3 protein-coding genes are annotated in these 3,709 nt (G+C 64.0%); 1 reads left to right on the top strand and 2 read right to left on the bottom strand.

The annotated features are described in order from the left end of the window. On the bottom strand, positions 1 to 1,567 hold a 1,567-nt coding region (locus PMI42_RS11835), incomplete at its 3' end, for an IlvD/Edd family dehydratase (protein WP_008134066.1). Between the two features lie 122 nt (positions 1,568 to 1,689). Then, positions 1,690 to 2,790, bottom strand: coding sequence for an HTH-type transcriptional regulator GntR (gene gntR, locus PMI42_RS11840; RefSeq protein WP_008134069.1), 1,101 nt, complete (start codon positions 2,788 to 2,790; stop codon positions 1,690 to 1,692). A 202-nt stretch (positions 2,791 to 2,992) separates the two neighbouring features. Here gntR and PMI42_RS11845 point away from each other — a divergent pair. After that, positions 2,993 to 3,709: ABC transporter ATP-binding protein (locus tag PMI42_RS11845; RefSeq protein ID WP_008134071.1), on the top strand; the 717-nt coding region annotated here is incomplete at its 3' end.

The following is a 3,709-nucleotide window of genomic DNA, read 5'->3' on the forward strand; positions in this document are numbered from 1 at the left end:
CCCCGCCATTGGCGGCCGCTTCCGGCGAGGCGTTCAGGATCGACGGCGAGCCCGAGGTGCCGGACTGCCTGCCGTCGCCGATGCAGGGCAGGGAGTGGATGCCGCGCTTGATCAGCGCTGCCGGCGGCTGCATGTTCACGACCTCGGCGCCACCGGGGTAGCCGATCGGGCCGGTGCCGCGGATGAACAGCACGCAGCGCTCGTCGATGTCGAGCGAGGCATCGTCGATCCGCTCGTGGTAATCTTCCGGCCCTTCGAACACGATGGCGCGGCCCTCGAAGGCGTTCAGGTCCTTCGGATTGCTGAGATAGCGGTCGCGGAATTCCTTCGAGATCACGCTGGTCTTCATGATCGCGGAATCGAACAGATTGCCCTTCAGCACCAGGAAGCCGGCGTCCTTCACCAGCGGCTTGTCGTAAGCCCGGATCACGTCGTTGTCGGGCGCGGGCGCATCCTTGCAGTTCTCGCCGATGCCGCGGCCGTTCACGGTGACCGCGTCCTCATGGATGCGCTTGTGCTTCATCAATTCGCGCACCACGGCCGGCACGCCGCCGGCGCGGTGGAATTCCTCGCCGAGATAGAAGCCGGCCGGCTGCATGTTGACCAGCAGCGGCACGTCGTGGCCGACCTTCTGCCAGTCGTCGATCGACAGCTCGACGCCGATGTGGCGGGCCAGTGCGTTGATGTGGATCGGCGCGTTGGTCGAGCCGCCGATCGCCGAATTGATGACGATGCAGTTCTCGAACGCCTTGCGGGTCAGGATGTCCGAGGGCTTCAGGTCCTCCCAGACCATCTCGACGGCGCGCTTTCCGGTCTCGTAGGCGATCTGGCCGCGCTCGCGATAGGGCGCGGGGATCGCCGCGCATCCCGGCAGCGAGAAGCCGAGTGCCTCGGCGAGCCCGTTCATGGTCGAAGCCGTGCCCATGGTGTTGCAATGGCCGACCGAGGGCGCCGATGACGCCACGATCTCCATGAACTCCTCATAGTCGATCTCGCCGGCGGCGAGCCGCTCGCGCGACTTCCAGACGATGGTGCCGGAGCCGGTGCGCTCGCCATTGTGCCAGCCGTTCAGCATCGGGCCGCCCGACAGCACGATCGCGGGCAGGTTGACGGTTGCCGCCGCCATCATGCAGGCGGGCGTGGTCTTGTCGCAGCCGGTGGTCAGCACCACGCCGTCGAGCGGATAGCCGTAGAGGATCTCGACCAGGCCGAGATAGGCGAGGTTGCGGTCGAGCGCTGCGGTCGGGCGCTTGCCGGTCTCCTGAATGGGGTGGGTCGGGAATTCCATCGCGATGCCGCCGGCCTCGCGGATACCCTCGCGGACGCGGTGCGCCAGCTCGATATGGTGGCGGTTGCAGGGCGACAGGTCGTTGCCGGTCTGCGCGATGCCGATGATCGGCTTGCCGGACTGGAGCTCGGCGCGGGTGAGGCCGTAGTTCAGGTAGCGCTCCATATAGAGCGCGGTCATGCCCGGATTATGCGGGTTGTTGAACCATTCCTGCGAGCGAAGGTGGCGGCGGGCGCCGTTACCGGCGGGCGCGTGCCCATTGGTTGGCTTTTTTGTCATTGGTTTCTCCTGCAATGCAAACGCACTGGCGTCGGTTGGAGGCGGTCGGCTTGTGCGATGCCCAACGGCGCGATCAATGGTTCAAAGGCCCGTTGGCGGGTCATTTCCTCACAAGTTCGATACTAGTCATGGCTACTTGGTAACGCTACCATTTTGTTCGGCGCGCCTCCGCCTGATGTGGACGGCCTGCTGTCCGAATGCCGCGACGACGAGCTTTGCCGCTCGATCACCTTGAAGCCGAGATCGAGCACCGGCTGCTCCGGGCGCCGTCCGTCGATGGCCTCGATCAGCATGGTGGCGGCCGTCCTGCCCATCTCGTAGCGGTTGGTGCGCACGCTGGTCAGGGTCGGGACGGCGGAGGCCATGAATTCGAGATCGTTGAAGCCGACGATCGCGATCTGTTCGGGGATCGCGATCTCCCGGCGCCGGCATTCGAAGAGAACGCCGAGCGCAAGGTCGTCATTGGCGCAGAACACCGCATCGATGCCGGGCTCTCGTGCCAGCAGATCGGTGAACAGGGTGCCGCCGAGCGTCACCGATGTCGGGGTTGCGGTCGTGACGACGAGGCGCTGCTCGAACAGGGAGGCGTCCTTCATCGCCGAGACATATCCGTCCAGCCGCCGCTGCACCCGCGGGTCCATGCGCGCGCCGACGAAGCCGATCTTGCGATGGCCTTGCGCGAACAGGTGCGCAATCGCCGCGCGGGCTGCATCATAGTGGGAAAAGCCGATCATCATGTCGACCGGATTGGGCCCGATCTCCATGATCTGCACGATCGGGCAGTCGGCCGCCTCCAGCATCGCGCGCGATTCCGTAGTCTGGTCGATGCCGGTGACGATCAGCCCGGCCGGCTTCTGCGCAAGAAACAGGCGCAGCAGCTTCTCCTCCTGGAGGATGCTGTAACGGGTGTTGGACAACTGGATCGAGTAACGGCCGCCTTCGGAGGCATCATAGATGCCGCGCAGCACGTCGGAAAACACGTTGTTGGTCAGTGACGGAATCAAGACACCGATCACTTCGGTGCGTTGCGAGGCCAGCGCGCGTGCCGCAAGATTCGGCACATAGCCGAGCTCCCTGGCGGCGCTTTCCACCCGCGTCCGCTTGGCGACCGACAGTGCCTCGGGATTACGGAAGAAGCGGGACGCCGTGATCGGGCTGACGCCGGCAAGCTCGGCAACTTCTGCCAGCCGGATTTTGCCTGACTTGGTGCGTTTTCGACCCATTTGTTGCTCTTAACACAGTCACTGTCGCAAACAAAGGAACGTTGACAGCGCTACCAGCAACGACTAACCAAAGACAAATTGCCAAAACCGCACAAACTGCCGACAATGTTGCCCGCTATGATCGGGCTTCGGTTGGTGAAGTCTGAAAAAACAAGACGGTCGCGGCGCGAGAGGCGTCGTGGACTTTCGAGGAGGGAGCTAGATGTCGTCTGTGCAAATCCGCGACGTGCGGAAATCGTTCGGCAATTTTGAAGTCCTGCACGGCGTTTCGATTCCGATCGAGGACGGCCAGTTCGTCGTCCTGGTTGGCCCCTCCGGCTGCGGCAAGTCGACGCTTTTGCGCATGCTCGCAGGCCTCGAGAACATCACCTCCGGCACGATCTCGATCGGCGACCGCGTCGTCAACAATATCCAGCCCAAGGAGCGGGATATTGCGATGGTGTTCCAGAACTACGCGCTCTACCCGCACATGACCGTCGGCGAAAACATGGGCTTCTCGCTGAAGCTGCGGAATGCCGGCTCCGACGAGATCAACAAGCGCGTCAAGCGCGCCGCCGAAATTCTCGCGCTGTCGCCGCTGCTCGATCGCTATCCGCGCCAGCTCTCCGGCGGCCAGCGCCAGCGCGTCGCGATGGGCCGCGCCATCGTGCGCGATCCCCAGGTCTTCCTGTTCGACGAACCCTTGTCGAACCTCGATGCCAAGCTGCGCGTCGCCATGCGCACCGAGATCAAGGAGCTGCATCAGCGGCTCAAGACCACCACCGTCTACGTCACCCACGACCAGATCGAGGCCATGACCATGGCCGACAAGATCGTCGTCATGCATGACGGCATCGTCGAGCAGATGGGCACGCCGCTCGAGCTCTACGACAAGCCGGAAAACCAGTTCGTCGCCGGCTTCATCGGCTCCCCCCCCCCC

Source organism: Bradyrhizobium sp. YR681 (assembly GCF_000282615.1).
In the GTDB taxonomy this organism is placed as follows: domain Bacteria; phylum Pseudomonadota; class Alphaproteobacteria; order Rhizobiales; family Xanthobacteraceae; genus Bradyrhizobium.

Bases quoted from the DNA above. Each gene is read 5' to 3' on its own strand.
- gntR (WP_008134069.1), bottom strand. From the start codon at position 2,790: ATGGGTCGAAAACGCACCAAGTCAGGCAAAATCCGGCTGGCAGAAGTT.